This is a genomic window from Streptomyces sp. NPDC021622, assembly GCF_040640795.1.
Classification (GTDB): Bacteria; Actinomycetota; Actinomycetes; order Streptomycetales; family Streptomycetaceae; genus Streptomyces.
The window spans coordinates 427,633-443,125 of the sequence record NZ_JBFACK010000006.1; the positions used below are offsets into that span (position 1 = coordinate 427,633).

At 70.2% G+C, this 15,493-nt stretch carries 15 protein-coding genes; 9 read left to right on the forward strand and 6 right to left on the reverse strand.

Annotation, left to right across the window (positions count from 1 at the left end):
* Window position 1: 1 nt before the first annotated feature.
* Window positions 2–838: a L,D-transpeptidase family protein gene (locus tag AB0G47_RS15280; RefSeq protein WP_360769059.1), complete on the reverse strand. Its 837-nt coding sequence runs from the start codon at window positions 836–838 to the stop codon at window positions 2–4.
* 146 nt (window positions 839–984) lie between these two features.
* Here AB0G47_RS15280 and AB0G47_RS15285 point away from each other — a divergent pair, with 146 nt between their 5' ends.
* The 3 genes from AB0G47_RS15285 (at window position 985) to leuE (ending at window position 3,964) form a co-directional block, all read left to right on the forward strand.
* Complete coding sequence (locus tag AB0G47_RS15285; protein WP_360768958.1) at window positions 985–2,589, forward strand: methylmalonyl-CoA mutase family protein; 1,605 nt, start codon at window positions 985–987, stop codon at window positions 2,587–2,589.
* 88 nt (window positions 2,590–2,677) lie between these two features.
* Window positions 2,678–3,256, forward strand: coding sequence for a Uma2 family endonuclease (locus AB0G47_RS15290; RefSeq protein WP_360768961.1), 579 nt, complete (start codon window positions 2,678–2,680; stop codon window positions 3,254–3,256).
* 57 nt (window positions 3,257–3,313) lie between these two features.
* Window positions 3,314–3,964 carry a leucine efflux protein LeuE gene (leuE, locus tag AB0G47_RS15295; protein WP_360768964.1) on the forward strand — a complete coding sequence of 217 codons (651 nt, stop codon included), beginning with the start codon at window positions 3,314–3,316 and terminating at the stop codon, window positions 3,962–3,964.
* Window positions 3,965–3,972: 8 nt separating this feature from the next.
* On the opposite strand, the gene AB0G47_RS15300 is transcribed toward leuE, so the two are convergent.
* Complete coding sequence (locus tag AB0G47_RS15300) at window positions 3,973–4,455, reverse strand: MarR family winged helix-turn-helix transcriptional regulator (protein WP_360768966.1); 483 nt, start codon at window positions 4,453–4,455, stop codon at window positions 3,973–3,975.
* Between the two features lie 34 nt (window positions 4,456–4,489).
* Complete coding sequence (locus tag AB0G47_RS15305) at window positions 4,490–5,959, reverse strand: FAD-dependent monooxygenase (RefSeq protein WP_360768969.1); 1,470 nt, start codon at window positions 5,957–5,959, stop codon at window positions 4,490–4,492.
* 38 nt (window positions 5,960–5,997) lie between these two features.
* Between AB0G47_RS15305 and AB0G47_RS15310 the strand changes: the two genes are divergently transcribed.
* Window positions 5,998–6,666, forward strand: a complete 669-nt coding sequence (locus tag AB0G47_RS15310; protein WP_360768972.1) for a TetR/AcrR family transcriptional regulator C-terminal domain-containing protein — start codon at window positions 5,998–6,000, stop codon at window positions 6,664–6,666.
* A gap of 9 nt (window positions 6,667–6,675) precedes the next feature.
* On the forward strand, window positions 6,676–6,828 hold the full coding sequence (locus tag AB0G47_RS15315) for a hypothetical protein (protein WP_360768975.1): 153 nt from the start codon (window positions 6,676–6,678) through the stop codon (window positions 6,826–6,828).
* Here the strand turns inward: AB0G47_RS15315 and AB0G47_RS15320 are convergent.
* Genes AB0G47_RS15320 through AB0G47_RS15330 form a run of 3 tightly spaced genes read right to left on the reverse strand, consistent with a single transcriptional unit; the run spans window position 6,812 to window position 10,283 of the window.
* Window positions 6,812–7,951 carry an acyltransferase gene (locus tag AB0G47_RS15320; protein WP_360768977.1) on the reverse strand — a complete coding sequence of 380 codons (1,140 nt, stop codon included), beginning with the start codon at window positions 7,949–7,951 and terminating at the stop codon, window positions 6,812–6,814. The genes AB0G47_RS15315 and AB0G47_RS15320 overlap by 17 nt on opposite strands.
* Entirely contained in the window at window positions 7,948–9,306 is a 1,359-nt protein-coding gene (locus tag AB0G47_RS15325) for an alpha-2,8-polysialyltransferase family protein (RefSeq protein ID WP_360768979.1), read from the reverse strand. The genes AB0G47_RS15320 and AB0G47_RS15325 overlap by 4 nt, the downstream gene beginning before the upstream one ends.
* Window positions 9,306–10,283 (reverse strand): glycosyltransferase family 2 protein, encoded by a 978-nt coding sequence (locus AB0G47_RS15330; protein ID WP_360768982.1) that lies wholly within the window; start codon window positions 10,281–10,283, stop codon window positions 9,306–9,308. The genes AB0G47_RS15325 and AB0G47_RS15330 overlap by 1 nt, the downstream gene beginning before the upstream one ends.
* Window positions 10,284–10,481: 198 nt before the next feature.
* Here AB0G47_RS15330 and AB0G47_RS15335 point away from each other — a divergent pair, with 198 nt between their 5' ends.
* The 4 genes from AB0G47_RS15335 to AB0G47_RS15350 all read left to right on the forward strand — a co-directional run bounded on the left by AB0G47_RS15335 (window position 10,482) and on the right by AB0G47_RS15350 (window position 15,281).
* Window positions 10,482–11,798 carry a DUF6716 putative glycosyltransferase gene (locus AB0G47_RS15335; protein WP_360768985.1) on the forward strand — a complete coding sequence of 439 codons (1,317 nt, stop codon included), beginning with the start codon at window positions 10,482–10,484 and terminating at the stop codon, window positions 11,796–11,798.
* A 62-nt stretch (window positions 11,799–11,860) separates the two neighbouring features.
* Window positions 11,861–13,147, forward strand: a complete 1,287-nt coding sequence (locus tag AB0G47_RS15340; protein ID WP_360768988.1) for an N-acylneuraminate cytidylyltransferase — start codon at window positions 11,861–11,863, stop codon at window positions 13,145–13,147.
* Window positions 13,148–13,161: 14 nt separating this feature from the next.
* Complete coding sequence (locus AB0G47_RS15345; RefSeq protein ID WP_360768991.1) at window positions 13,162–14,103, forward strand: N-acetylneuraminate synthase family protein; 942 nt, start codon at window positions 13,162–13,164, stop codon at window positions 14,101–14,103.
* 71 nt (window positions 14,104–14,174) lie between these two features.
* Complete coding sequence (locus AB0G47_RS15350; protein ID WP_360768993.1) at window positions 14,175–15,281, forward strand: hypothetical protein; 1,107 nt, start codon at window positions 14,175–14,177, stop codon at window positions 15,279–15,281.
* Window positions 15,282–15,493: the final 212 nt, after the last annotated feature.

Below are 15,493 nucleotides of genomic sequence, written 5' to 3' on the forward strand. Positions count from 1 at the left end.
CTCACTTGTAGACGACGACCTTGTCGCCGTTCCTGACCTGCGCGAACAGGTTCGCGATCTTCTTCTCGTCGCGTACGTTCACACAGCCGTGCGAGGCGCCGTTGTAGCCGGTCGCCGCGAAGTCCGACGAGTAGTGCACGGCCTGGCCGCCGCTGAAGAACATCGCGTACGGCATGGCGGTGTCGTACAGCGTCGAGACGTGATGCCGGGACTTCCAGTACACCTCGAACGCGCCGTCGCGGGTCGGCGTGTACTGCGAGCCGAACCGCACGTCCATCGTCGACACGGCCTTGCCGTCGATCATCCAGGTCAGCGTGCGGCTGGCCTTGCTGATGCACAGGACGCGGCCGTTCAGACAGCGCGGATCGGGCTTCGACGGCGGGATGCCGCCCCCCGAGTAGAGCTCGAACTTGGTCGGCTTGTGCGTCATGCCGAGCAGCTTCTGCCAGGTCACGGTGTCCGTCGTCCCCGTACGGGGCAGCCCGCGCTTGCCCTGGAAGCCCTTGACCGCGGTGGCGGTGGACGCGCCGTACGTCTCCGACGGGTCCTGGTGGAACCAGGCGATCTGCCGCAGCCTGGCCTGCAGCTCCCGCACCTGGGGGCCGCTCGCGCCCCGGTCGAGCAGGGTCTTGGGCGGCGGCTTCGGCGCCGCGGCCGGGGTGTCCGCCCCGTCCGGCTTCTCGCCGCCCTTGTCGGATCCCTTGCCGGCGCCCTTCTTGTCGCCGTCGCCGTCCCTGTCCCCGTCCCCGGGCTTCGTCGTGGAGATCCGCACGGGAGGCTGCGCCTTCCCGTCCGTATCGACGGCCTGTGCCGTACATCCGCTGACCAGGGCGGCCATGACCACGGCCCCCACGGCTATCGAGCCCTTGCCCACAACGACCCCCGTTGTCGATCGACGAACCCGCGAAAGGCGTTTCCCGCGAGTGACCACCCCTGCACGTTGCCGCATGCTGGAGGCAGCCCACTAGTAGGAGGCGCCGAGAGATGTCCCACGAGCCCCGCGAGTCCGGTTCCCGCGAGTCCGAGTCAGGACTGCCCATCGAGCCCGTGTACGGCCCGGAGGCCCTCGACGGCTGGGACCCCGCCCAGAAGCTGGGCACACCGGGCGCCTACCCCTACACGCGCGGCGTGTACCCCTCCATGTACACGGGCCGCCCCTGGACGATGCGCCAGTACGCGGGCTTCGGCACGGCCGTGGAGTCGAACGCCCGCTACCAACAGCTGATCGCGAACGGCACGACGGGCCTCTCCGTCGCCTTCGACCTGCCCACCCAGATGGGCCACGACAGCGACGCGCCCCTCGCGCACGGCGAGGTCGGCAAGGTCGGCGTGGCCATCGACTCGGTCGAGGACATGCGGGTCCTGTTCGACGGCATCCCGCTGGACAAGGTCTCGACGTCGATGACGATCAACGCCCCCGCGGCCCTGCTGCTCCTGATGTACCAGCTGGTGGCCGAGGAGCAGGGGGTGGCCGCCGACCGTCTGACGGGCACGGTCCAGAACGACGTCCTGAAGGAGTACATCGCCCGCGGGACGTACATCTTCCCGCCCAAGCCGTCCCTGCGCCTGATCGCGGACATCTTCAAGTACTGCCGCGCCGAGATCCCGAAGTGGAACACCATCTCGATCTCCGGCTATCACATGGCGGAGGCGGGCGCGACGCCCGCGCAGGAGATCGCGTTCACCCTCGCCGACGGCATCGAGTACGTACGGACGGCGGTGGCGGCCGGCATGGACGTGGACGACTTCGCGCCGCGCCTCTCCTTCTTCTTCGTGGCGCGTACGACGCTCCTGGAGGAGGTCGCCAAGTTCCGTGCGGCCAGGCGGATCTGGGCCCACGTCATGCGCGAGGAGTTCGGCGCGAAGAACCCGAAATCCCTGATGCTGCGCTTCCACACGCAGACCGCAGGCGTCCAGCTCACCGCCCAGCAGCCCGAGGTGAACCTGGTCCGGGTCGCGGTCCAGGGCCTTGGCGCGGTGCTCGGCGGCACCCAGTCCCTGCACACCAACTCCTTCGACGAGGCGATCGCGCTCCCCACCGACAAGTCGGCCCGCCTCGCCCTGCGTACGCAGCAGGTCCTGGCGTACGAGACGGACGTGACCGCCACGGTCGACCCGTTCGCCGGTTCGTACGTCGTCGAGAAGCTGACGGACGACGTGGAGGCGGCGGCGCTCGCGCTGATGGAACGGGTCGAGGACCTGGGCGGCGCGGTGGCCGCGATCGAGCACGGCTTCCAGAAGAACGAGATCGAGCGCAGCGCCTACCGCATCGCCCAGGAGACCGACTCCGGCGAACGCGTGGTGGTCGGCGTCAACCGCTTCCAACTGGACGCGGAGGAACCCTACGAACCCCTCCGCGTGGACCCGGCCATCGAGGCCCAGCAGGCGGCCCGCCTGGCGAAGCTGCGGACGGACCGCGACCAGGCCGCGGTGGACGCGGCGCTCTCCTCGCTCCAGGACGCGGCGAAGGGCGAGGCGAACGTCCTCTACCCGATGAAGGACGCGCTGCGGGCGCGGGCGACGGTGGGCGAGGTGTGCAATGCGCTGCGGGAGGTGTGGGGGGCGTATGTGCCGACGGACGCATTCTGACCAGGGGGTTACTCGAATGGGTGATGCAGGGCGGAATGACGGCGGGGGCGGTTACGCTCATGAAGAGTGCTCCCGAAAGGAGGCTGACATGGCCGTGATAATGCATGAGACGTCGCTCGCCGATGCTGCCGACCGCCTCTGGGAAGAGCTGCCCGGACACCGGGTGGAGATCCTCAACGGGAGCATTGTTGTGACACCGTCGTCGGATGGCTCGCACCAGGTGACCCTGTCCCGCCTCACCAGGAGGTTCTACGACGCAGGGACAGACGAAGCAGGCGTCGAGCCTGTGCAGGGGATCGGCCTCTGGCTGCCGACCGGTTCTGACGACTATGCGGTGCCCGACCTCTCCATCGTCGACATTGACTTCAGGGATGAGGCCGTCGAGAAGAACTGCTACGCCCCGCATGTGTTCCGGCTGGTCATGGAAGTGACATCGTCCAACTGGGGCAACGACCTGGTGACGAAGGTCGAGACCTACGCCAGGACGCGCATCCCCGTATACGTCGTCGTCGACCGCAAGCACGACGAGGTGCTGGTGTACTCGGACCCTGTCGGGGACGAGTACGTGACCTGCTCTCGGTACAAGCGTGGCCAGACCGTCCCCGTCCCCCCGTCCGTAGGCGTCACCCTCGACCTCTCCGTGGACACCCTCCTCGACGGCGACTGACCGTCCGCTGAGCGGACGCCGCCCCCCGCTGTCGCAAGCCCGTGCGACACTCCGCCCATGCTGGGTGTCATCGATCTTCCGACCTATCTCGCGGGCCTCGTCCTCATCATTCTGCTGCCGGGACCGAACTCGCTGTACGTGCTCTCCGTCGCCGCCCGGCGCGGCATACGCACCGGATATACCGCGGCCGCCGGCGTCTGGTGCGGTGACACCGTCCTGATGACGCTGTCGGCGGCCGGAGTGGCGTCCCTGCTGCAGGCCAACGCCGTGCTCTTCGGGATCGTGAAGTACGCCGGTGCCGGGTATCTGACCTGGCTCGCGGTCGGGATGCTGCGGGCCGCGATCGGCATGTGGCGGGCGCGGCGCGAGCAGTCCGTGGAGCAGGCGGACGGGGCGGGCGGCTCGATGGAGCGGCCGTTCCGCCGGGCCCTGGTGATCAGCCTCCTGAACCCGAAGGCCATCCTCTTCTTCATCGCCTTCTTCGTGCAGTTCGTGGACCCCGGGTACGCCTATCCCGCGCTCTCGTTCCTCGTGCTCGGGGCCCTCGCCCAGGTGGCGAGCGTTCTCTACCTGACGGCTCTGATCTTCAGCGGCACCAAGCTGTCGGCCGCCTTCCGCCGCCGCAAGCGGCTCTCTGCCGGGGCCACTTCGGCGGCGGGTGCGCTGTTCCTCGGGTTTGCGGTGAAGCTGTCGCTCGCCAGTGTGTGAGCGTCGGCTCAGTGGTGCCAGGCCTCGCCTCCCACGTTGTGGATCATGCGCTGGAGGACCTTGAGGGTGCGGATGTAGTCCTCATCGGGGATGCCCTCGTGGATCTCGGCGCGGAGATTTCCCTGGCGCACGGCGGTGTCGTCTCGCAGGGTGCGGCCCGCGCCGGTGATGGTGATGCGGGCGCCGGCCTCGTCCTCGGTCAGCAGCCCGCGCTCCCGCAGGGCGCGGATGTCGTGGTGCAGATTGCCGTCGCCCACGCCCAGGTAGCCGCGCAGGATCGCCACGACGTCCGCCGTTTCGCGCCCCTCGGGGGTGTCGACGAGCTGGTTCAGGATCCACCACTGCGGCTGGGTGAGCCCGGCCTCGGCCAGCATGGTGCGGATGTGGTGGACGACGGCCGCTCCGGCGGTCGATGCCCAGTAGCCGATGGGCTGGTTGATGAGTTCTTCGTCGCTGTGGGAGTACGTGAAGGTGTCCGTGGAGTTCGTCATGCCTCAGAACGTAGAACCTGAAGTTTGGTTGAGGTCAACTGATTCCGAGGGTGACCTTGAGATGGTCGGTCAGGCCTGTCGCGTCCTCGCCCGCCCACGCCACGTACCCGTCGGGGCGGACGAGGAACAGGCCCTTCCCGTACGGCGCATACTCCGGCGTGCGATGTACGTGGATCAAGTCCCTGTCCAGGGAGGGCAGTTCGGCGTCGTCGGCGTCGACGGCCAGCAGCGTGAAGTGCGGCCCTCGGAACGCGTCGAACAGCCTCCCCCCGGCATACGGCCCGTCCGGTGCCCGGTCGCCCGCCCGCAGCGCCTCCTCCGCAAGGCCGGTGCGGGTCTCCGCCGTGAGTGAGCTGTCCCGGTAGCCGAGGCCCAGCTGCCGGGTGGCCGCCCCGCGCCGTTCCTCGCCCCGGTGGATGCGGGTGGAAAGCCCCAGCATCTGGGCGGCGTTGGGGAGGCGCTCCTCCTCGTAGGTGTCGAGGAGGGCCTCCGGTGCGCCGCCCCGCAGGACCGCGCCCAGCTTCCACCCCAGGTTGTAGGCGTCCTGGACGCTGGTGTTCAGGCCCTGCCCGCCCGCGGGGGAGTGCACATGCGCCGCGTCCCCGGCCAGGAACACCCGCCCGTCGCGGAAGCGGTCCGCCATCGCCGCGCGCGGCCGGAAGTCGGAGGCCCACCGCACCTCGGTGACGTCATCGGCGGCGAGATGGGTGCGGGCCGCGACGACCGCGCGTACGCCGTCGAGCGAGGTGTCGGGAGCCGTCCCGTCCGTGAACTGGGCCGTCAGCTGGAAGTCCGGGGTGCCCGGCAGCGGGCAGATCGCCAGGAACCCCGTGCCATCGGCCGTGGGCGGGAACATGTGCCAGTTGTCGCGGTCCAGGGCGGGGATGCGGACGTCGGCGACCAGGATCGGGTTCGGGTCCACGGTCTCGCCCGTCATGCCGATGCCGAGCGCCGCCCGCACGGTGGAGCGGCCGCCGTCGGCCGCAACGGCGTACGCGGCGTGGACGGTCCGCCCGTCCGAGAGGCGGGCGGTGACGCCTTCCCCGTCCTGCGTCAGACCGCTCAGCTCGGCGCCGAACTCCACGTCGGGGCCGCCGAGTTCGCGAAGCCGGGCGGACAGGATCTCCTGGGTGCGCCACTGGGGGAGCAGCAAAGGGCTTGCGTACGGGGCGTCCGGCGTCGCCTCCGTCTCGTCGAACATCCGGTGCTCGCCCTGCCGCTCGCCGCCCTGCCAGATCATGCCGACCGGGGCCGGGCCGCCCGCCGCGAGGGCCGCGTCGATGATTCCGAGGTCGTCGAAGACCTCCTGGGTGCGCGGCTGGATGCCCTTGCCGCGCGAGCCGGGGAAGAGGGCGTCGGCCCGCTCGACGGCCAGGCCCCGCACGCCGCGCCGGGCGAGATCGCAGGCGAGGGTCAGACCGGTGGGGCCGGCGCCCACGATGAGTACGTCCACCGTCAGGGGAGTTTCCTCCAGTGGACTTTCCTTAACGCTGTTAAGTGCCATGCCCCGAAGCCTGCGCTTAACGGTGTTAAATTGTCAAGGTGGCTACGAAACCGCTGGACCGGACCCGAGTGGCGCGCGCCGCGCTGAAGCTCCTGAACGAGACGGGGCTCGACGGGCTCACCCTGCGCGCCATCGCCAAGGAGTTGGACGTCAAGGCGCCCGCGCTGTACTGGCACTTCAAGGACAAGCAGGCGCTGCTCGACGAGATGGCGACGGAGATGATGCGCCGCATGACGGAGGACCTCGCGGCGAGCGCGGACGCGGCCGCCGCGCCGGACGCCGACTGGCGGACCGCCCTCGCCGCCGCGATGCGGGGCCTGCGGCGGCATCTGCTGATGTACCGGGACGGCGCGAAGGTCTACAGCGGTACGCACTTCACCGACACGTCGTACGCCGAGCCCATGGAGGCCCATCTGCGCATGCTCACCGGCGGCGGCTTCACGCCCGGCGGGGCGGCCCGTGCCTGGGCCACGGCGTACAGCTACACGATCGGATACGTCATCGAGGAGCAGGCCATGGGGCCCGACCCCGCGAAGGAGGCGGGCGGCTACGACCTGGAGGCCCGCGCCGAGCGCCTCGCCGCCTATCCGCTGGCGGCGGCCGCCGGGCAGGAGATGTTCCGCGACTACGACGCGGGGTTCGAGAAGGGCCTGGCCGCGGTGATCGCCGGGGTCGGGGCGACGATGCTGGAAACCTGGCGAGCATAGTCTTGCCCCATGAATGAAGGCGAGACGCTGGAACGGCTGGTCCAGGAGCTGGTGGACGCCATGGGGGAGGCCGAGGTCGCCATGGGCGAGGCGATGGACGTCGCCCGCGCGGTGGCGGACGACGCCGACACCGCCGCGGACGGAGTCACTTCCGAACCATGAGCCCGTTCCGGATCAGCGGCGTGAGCCGCTCCTCCACGAAACGGTTCAGCAGCCACGCGAGCAGCAGCATGGCCGCGATCGTCAGACCGAAGGTCGCGTACGACGGGAGGCCGAGCCCCCGATGCAGCGCCGCCACCGTCACCCAGCCCAGGTGCTCGTGCACCAGGTAGAACGGGTACGTCAGCGCTCCCGCCACCGTCAGCCACCGCCAGTCGACGCGGTGCAGCGCGCCGAGCGCGATCAGCAGGACGGCCGCGAAGCCCGCCGTCACGACGGCGATGATGCCGAACGACGTGCGGTAGGAGAAGAAGTCCGGGTTCGGGGCGTGCCACAGCCGGTCCACCGCGTAGTGCTGGCCGATCAGCCAGCTCACCCCCACGATGCCCCAGGCCGTGAGGTCCCTGCGGTCGCGGTGGACGAGGTAGATGCCGATGCCGCCGATGAAGAAGGGCGCGTACTCGGGCATCAGGACGAGGTCGAGCAGCGGCTCGTTCGCGCCCTCGGCGACCGCCGCAGCCAGGGTCCACACCGCGCAGAACAGGATCACGCGGGCCCGGTTCGCGCCCGGCAGGACCACGAAGAGCGCGAAGAGCGCGTAGAAGCGCAGCTCGGCCCAGAGCGTCCAGCACACGCCCAACACCCGGTCCACGCCGAGGGGTTGCTGCAGCATGGTGAGGTTCACGAGCGCGTCGCTCGGGGCGACCGCCTCGTACGTGACGACGGGCAGTGCGAAGACCGCCGTCACCAGGATGATCGCGGCCCAGTACGACGGGAAGAGCCGGGAGACGCGTGACGCGAAGAAGGACCGCAGCGGACGGCCCCAGCCGCTCATGCAGATCACGAAGCCGCTGATCACGAAGAAGATCTGCACGCCCAGGCAGCCGTACGCGAACCAGTTGTGCGCCGTGGGGAACTGAAGCTGCGGCGAGCTGCCCCAGGCCTCGGTTATCTCACCGTCGCGGCCGCCGTAGTGGTAGGCCGCGACCATCAGCGCCGCGATCAGCCGCAGCCCGTCGAGCGCTCTGAGCCGTGGGCGCGCGCGCCTGGCCGGGGCCGGGATCGTGCGCGAAAGGGTCTCCGCCCCCGGGGAGTTCTTCGGGAGCGTGGTGCCGGGAGAACTCATCCGAGCGCGGTCCGCTTGATGGTGCGCTTGACCGAGCGGGCCCGCCGGGCGACCCGGCGTACGGCCGCATTGCGCGGGATGAACGACAGCTGCGAGGGCAGCGCGCCGGGCAGCGCGAGCGCGGTGAGGCGGCGCCGCTTGAAGTAGCGCCAGGTGTGCGGCGAGAGGTGCTGCGACAGATAGCGCTCGGCGGCGGTCCGCCGGCGCGGATAGATCTGCGGCTGCATGGCGAAGCCGACGGCGACGAGCAGCTCGCCGAGCCGGGCTGTGGGCATGCCGGGCTGGCGACCGGTGACCGCGCCCTTGTCCATGAGATCCGGCAGCAGCGCGTCCACGATCGTGACCGGTACGCGATTGCTGTTCTGGTAGGGCGCGAGGCGCTCCAGGAGGGTCTCCGTGCCGGTGCGCGCGACGGGGAGGTTGTAGAGCGCGGACGCGGTGAGCAGGCCGGTCGAGAAGCAGCCGATGACCAGGGCCGGGCGCATCCGCTGGTAGAGCACCTCGGCGAGCACCGGCGAATCGAGGACGGTCAGCTCGACGCCGATCGCCTCCGCCTCCTTCTCCAGGAGCCGCGACCAGCGGGCGGGCGCGCTCGGGTGCGGCTTGAACACCACGCGGGTGTGGCCGAGTCCGGCGGCGCCGCGCACCATGCGTACGTGCAGCTCCTCCTCTTCCTCGGCGGTCAGGATGCCGAGGGCGGAGAGGTACTGGCCGAGCAGCAGGGCCGGTTCTGTGATGTCCGGGATATCCGGGTTGCCCGTCTCGGTGTCGGCCAGCTGCCCGAGCACCTTCACGAAGGCCTCGGTCGGCACGATCTCCGGCGGCACGTCGAACTCGGTCAGGAGCAGCGGGGTCAGGCCCGGCACCAGGTCCAGGTGGAGCAGCCGCCGTACGCGCGTGCCGACCAGCGGGTCGATCTTGTTGCGGGTGGGGCCGTAGCTCATCAGGCCGTCCGCGTAGACGTCCACGGGCGCGCCCGTGAAGATCTGCGCGAGCGCGAGGGCCGGGTTGACCTGGATCGACTCGACGGCCAGCTCGACGGCGTCGTCACCGAGGCCCCACAGGAGCCGGAAGTACCGCTCCCACATCGGGATGTCGTCGGAGCGCGGGCTCCAGCCGCCCGGATGAAAAGGGCAGATGGCCTCGTTCCAGGAACGCACCTCGTCGAACCGGTCGCGCAGCCGCGCGAACCCCGGCATCTCGTCCACGGCGACCGTCGTCTCCGGCGTCGCCGCGTTATTGCTGACCAGCAGGATCCGCCGGTCGGCGGGCCCGAACCGGTCGGCGTCGATCGCGGCGGCAAGCGTCGCCGTGCCGTACAGCGTGGACGCCATGAAGATCTGCGTCTTCGCCATTACGCGGCCACCTCCGCCGACACCGGACGCCGGCGCAGTCGGCGAAGCCGTGTGGCCCGCTGTATGTCCATGGAGTCGAGGGCGTCGTCCAGGACACCTTGCGGCATCCGCTTCAGCGCGGCCGCACTCATTGACTTCAATTTCCGCGCCACAGGTGGCTCGAACCTTTCGATGGATCCCAGATGGTGGGAAATGATCGCGCAGTAAGTACGGACGGCCTTGGGCAGGAGTTTGTCCGCGTCGCGGTCCTCGGCGGTTTCCCGTACGACCTGGTCGAATGCCCGAATGAAATCGAGCTGGCGTACGTCGCCGATCTGCGTCAGTGACGATGCGACGCCGCGCCGATAGAACACACCGAGCAGACCCACCGCGGCGAACGATTCCGCCTCGCGGTGAAGCCGCCAGATCCACGGCCGGTCCTCCGCGGTGCGCAGGCCGTCCGTGAAGTGAAGCAGGCCCCTGTCGGCGAGGCGCCGGTGGTAGATGCCCGCCCACGCGTACGCGTAGTCGACGGACGTCGAGCGGTCGGCGGGCAGGATCACATCCCGCGGCGACATCGCCACACCGCGCAGACCGTGCGGGACACGGTGGACGCTGCGCGCCCGCGCGGTGCACTGCACATGGTCGGTGCGCACGAAGTCGCACCCCAACTGCTCGATGGAATCGACGAGTCGGGCGTAATAGCCGGGCGCGAGCCAGTCGTCACCGTCCAGGAAGGTGAGGTACTCGCCGCGTGCCGCGTCAAGGCCCGTGTTGCGGGCGGTCGCCAGACCGCCGTTCGTCTCATGTCTGAGATGGACGGCGCCGGGCAGCTCGCGCGCGGCACGCTCCAGAATCTCTGGAGTCTCATCCTTCGAACAGTCGTCGACGAGAATGAATTCGAAGTCTTCGCGTGCGTTCGCCCGCAGACTCTTCAAGGTGTCGGGCGCGTATTGCTGCACGTTGTAGAACGGCACGATGACGGAGAGCTTAACCACGTGGGTGACGTTAGGTGTCGGCCCGGCATTCGTCTTGACCGATGGTGAGATGTCAGGTGAACGACGCATGGCGGAATGGTTAACCCGGCTGCTTACCAGCGGTTTCCCGGGCTGATTCGCCATTCGTCGGCGTGCTGTTAACCGTTTGTTGCACCTGAGTTGGGCCGCGAATCGAAATGCCTTCCTAGCGTCCTTCCTGTGCCAGTAAGCAACAGCGGGACGACACGGATCACCGTGCTCGCCGACTCCGACACCCGGTGGAAATGGGGTGCGCTCACCGCGAGCCGCCTCACCGGCGGGGACCCGGACACGCGCCTCGACGGACGCCTCCTGAGAGGCCGGGCCACGCCCACCGTCCGTCAGCTCGAAGAGGTCGGGGTGCGCGCGGACTCGCTCCGCGAGGTCACCGCGATCGAGTTCCTGCGCGAGGTCGAGCGCGAAACGCCCGACGTGATCGTGCTCGCCCTCGTGGGTGGCGCGGTCCAGGCGGTCCTTCACGGACTCGCCCGTACGGCGGAGGACTCCACGGCCCCGGGCAGGCGTCCCGTCGTCGTCACCGGCTATGTCGGCGTCGTCTACGAGAAGCTCGCCGACGGCCTGCTGCTCCGGCACGGCGCGGACGTCGTCCTCGCCAACTCCCGCCAGGACGCGGAGCGTTTCCGCGCCGTGTACGAGGGAGTGGGCGCCGACGCGGCATCGGTGACGGAGGCCGCGCTGCCGTTCCTCGGCGGATCGGCCTACGAGCCGCACGATCCGTACACCGTGGTCTTCGCCGCCCAGCCCTCCGTACCGGAGAGCCGCGAGCAGCGCACCTACCTGCTGCGCCGCATGGTCGAGCACGCACGCCTGCACCCGGACCGCGAGGTCCTGATCAAGCTGCGCAGCAAGCCCGGCGAGCACACCACGCACATCGAGGAACTGCCGTACCAGAAGCTCGCCAAGGGCGAGAACCTGCCGCCCAACTGCCGTCTCGTGTACGGGAACATGGGCGAGGTACTCGACCGCACCGACCTGCTCGTCACGGTCAGCTCCACCGCCGCGCTCGAATCCCTGCACCGCCGCATCCCCACCGCGGTCCTCACCGACCTCGGGGTGCGCGAGGCGCTCGGCAACCACCACTTCATCGGCTCCGGATGCCTCACGTCCTGGGACGAGATCGACGCGGGGCACAGCCCCGAGGCCGCCCCGGAGTGGGTCGCACGGCAGGGCGTCGCGCCCGACGGGACGTACGAGAAGGCCTTCGACGAGGCGCGGGACCGGGTCACCGCACTCCTGGCGCAGCCCGAACTGCCGCCCATCGCCCCGTACTACAGCCTCACCACGGCCCCCGGATACCTCCCCGGCATCCTGGCCCGCCACCACCTCGGCCCGGACGGCGCGCCGCTGCCCGGCGCACCCGCCGGGGACCGCGAGCCGGGCCCGGTGCGCCAGGCCGTCCGCAGCGCGGCGCGCGGCGCCTACCGGCACGGGGTGCAGCGCGTGGCCCCCGTCATCCGGCGGATGGGCGAGCTGTGATCCCCGCGCAAGGCCTCCCCTCCCCAGGTCTCCCCAGCCAAGGCACCCCCCAAGGAGCCCCCATGTCCAACCCCCACCCAGCGGGAACCCCCGCACGCCGTGTCCTCGCCGTCATCCCGGCCCGCGGCGGCTCCAAGGGCGTCCCCGCCAAGAACCTCGCACCGGTCGGCGGTGTGCCGCTGGTGGCGCGCGCCATCCGTGAGTGCCTGGCGGCGCGGCTCGTCACGGACGTCGTGGTCTCCACGGACGACCACGTGATCGCCGAGGCGGCACGGTCCGCCGGCGCCGAGGTGGTCCTGCGCCCCGCCGCGATCGCGGGGGACACCGCGACCAGCGAGGCGGCGGTGCTGCACGCCATGGACGCGCACGAGGAGCTGCACGGCACCTCCGTGGACGTGGTCCTCCTCGTCCAGTGCACCAGCCCCTTCATCGTCCGCGAGGACATCGACGGCGTGGTCGGCTCGATCGTGGACGGCGGCGCCGACACGGCACACACCGTGGCGCCCTTCCACGGCTTCGTCTGGCGCGACGCCGACGACGAGCCCGCGGCCCTCGAGGCGGAGCGCACCGGCGAGCTGGGCGGCACCACCAAGGTCGCCAACTCCACGGCCACCGAAGGCGGTTACGGCGTCAACCACGACAAGTCCTTCCGCCCGCGCCGCCAGGACCGCCCCCAGGACCTCCTGGAGACCGGCGCGGTCTACGGCATGGACGTGGCGGGCTTCCGCGAGCACAAGCACCGCTTCTTCGGCCGCACCGAGCTCGTCCGTACGGACCCGGCGCGCGTCCTGGAGATCGACGACCCGCACGACCTCGCCCGGGCCCGCGCGCTCGCCCCGCTCTTCGACGCCGACCGGGCGGACGCCCTTCCGACCCGCGACGACATCGACGCGGTCGTACTCGACTTCGACGGCACCCAGACCGACGACAGGGTGCTGATCGACTCCGAAGGACGGGAATTCGTCTCCGTGCACCGCGGGGACGGACTCGGCATCGCGGCCCTGCGTGACGCGGGCCTGCCGCTGCTGATCCTGTCCACGGAACAGAACCCGGTCGTCGCCGCACGGGCCAGGAAGCTCAAGATTCCGGTCCTGCACGGCATCGACCGCAAGGACCTCGCACTCAAGCAGTGGTGCGAGGAGCAGGGCATCGCTCCCGAGCGCGTGCTCTACGTCGGCAATGACGTCAATGACCTCCCGTGCTTCGGCCTTGTCGGCTGGCCCGTGGCGGTCGCGAGCGCCCACGACGTCGTACGCGGCGCCGCACGCGCGGTCACCGCTCTCCCCGGTGGTGACGGCGCGATCCGAGAGATCGCCGCATGGATCCTCGGCCCCTCCCTCAACAAGTAAGGAAAGTTCCTGCCATGAGCTCCAACTCCCGTCTGCGCACCTTCGGTTCGAAGACCGCCGGTCCCGGCCGCCCCGTCTACATCACCGGCGAGATCGGCATCAACCACAACGGCGAGCTCGACAACGCCCTCGCGCTGATCGACGTGGCCGCCGACGCCGGCTGCGACGCGGTCAAGTTCCAGAAGCGCACCCCGGAGATCTGCACCCCGCGCGACCAGTGGGACATCGAGCGCGACACCCCCTGGGGCCGGATGACGTACATCGACTACCGCCACCGCGTGGAGTTCGGCGAGTCCGAGTACCAGGCCATCGGCGAGCACTGCGCCAAGCGCGGCATCGACTGGTTCGCTTCCCCGTGGGACACCGAGGCGGTCGCCTTCCTGGAGAAGTTCGACGTCCCCGCGCACAAGGTGGCGTCGGCGTCGCTCACGGACGACGAGCTGCTCCGCGCCCTGCGCGCCACGGGCCGCACGGTCATCCTCTCCACCGGCATGTCGACCCCGAAGCAGATCCGCCACGCGGTGGAGGTCCTCGGCTCGGACAACATCCTGCTCTGCCACGCCACGTCGACGTACCCGGCGAAGGCGGAGGAGCTGAACCTGCGCGTCATCAACACCCTGCAGCAGGAGTACCCGAACGTCCCGATCGGCTACTCCGGCCACGAGACGGGCCTGCAGACCACGCTCGCCGCGGTCGCCCTCGGCGCCACGTTCGTCGAGCGCCACATCACCCTCGACCGCGCCATGTGGGGCTCGGACCAGGCCGCTTCGGTCGAGCCGCAGGGCCTGACCCGCCTCGTCCGCGACATCCGCACCATCGAGGCGTCCCTCGGTGACGGCGTCAAGAAGGTCTACGAGTCGGAGCTCGGCCCGATGAAGAAGCTGCGCCGCGTCGCGGGCGTCGTCGCCGAGGCCGAGTCTTCTGCGGATGCCGACCTCGAGCCGGTCGCGGTCTGAGCGCGCTGACGCTCTTACCGGACCTTTCACCGGGACTCCTTACAACAAGGACAGGACACGGTCATACGACGATGAGCCCCCGACCCGGGCCGACGGCCCCCACCGCCACGCTCCGCTCGACTCTCGCGTTCGTGGAGAGCCCTGTGCAGCTCCTCAACGTCCTCGAGTGGGCGCATACGGCGGGTGCGACCGGCCCGGCCGGGGGACTCACCGTCGTCGTCCTCTCCCCGAACGACCCCATGACCCGCGGCCAGTTGCGCCGCATGGCCCAACTCGCCCGCGACGAGGGCCTCAACGTCCGCTGGGAGGAGGCGCGCGGCGGCCCGGCCGCACCCTTCCACACGATCGGCGGCCTGACGGGCGCGCTGCGGTCGGCGGACCGCATAGTGATCGGCGACCCGTTCTCGCGCTACGTACAACTGCTCCTGACGATCACCCGGGCGCGCTCGCTGGTCGTCGTGGACGACGGCACGGCGACGATGGAGTTCATCTCCCAACTGGCCGCCGGTGAACGGCTGGTGCGCTGGCACCGCCGTGGCGGCCGCCCCGGCGTACGCGACATCGCCTTCGCCCCGATCTCGTCCTCAGCACGCCGCCGCCTGACCCCCGGCGGCAGGCGCACGGTGGAGGTCTTCTCCTCCATGCCGATCGAGTCGGCGCCGGCGGGGGTCGTGATCACGGCGAACACCTTCTCCTGGACCCGCGAACGCTTCGGCCCGCCGCGGGTGTCGAAGGGCGCGGACCTGGTCGGTACGTCCCTCGTGGAGACGGGCGTGGTGGACCCGGACAGCTACTTGGAAGCGGTCCGCTCCCTGTCCCGCGCACACGGCGCAACACGCTACTTCGCACACCGCCGCGAAAGCTCCGAGAAGCTCCACCGCCTGGCAGTGGAGACGGGCCTGCAGGTGGTCCGCCCGGACCTCCCCCTGGAACTGATCGCCCGCCGGGGCCCGATCGGCCGCACGATCCTGAGCTTCCCGTCGACGGTGGTCCACACGCTGCCGTTGGCGCTGGTGGGCACGGAGGTTCGAGTAGCGGTCTGCGACATCGACCCGGCCTGGCTGACGGAGAACGCGTCGCCGCGCGCCCAGGGCTTCCTCTCCGGGGTCACAGGAACGGCCCGCGACGTCCAACGCCTGGCTTCGGTGGCCTCGGCGGGAGCGCCGGTTACGGCGTGACGTGGTCGAGTTCGCTCATCTCGACCAGATGCGTGGGCTGTTCGGTGGCGACGTCAGGACCCCTGTGGGGCGAGTGCCACTGGAGGCGGGTTGCTGGGCCTGTGGCTTTGATTGGTGCCGGGGCCGCCCGGTTGTCCTGAGGTTGGCGGTTCCGGGCCGGGAGTCAAGGGCGCTCCTTCGTCGCGTCGGCTGCGCCGATTCCGCTGCGCTCC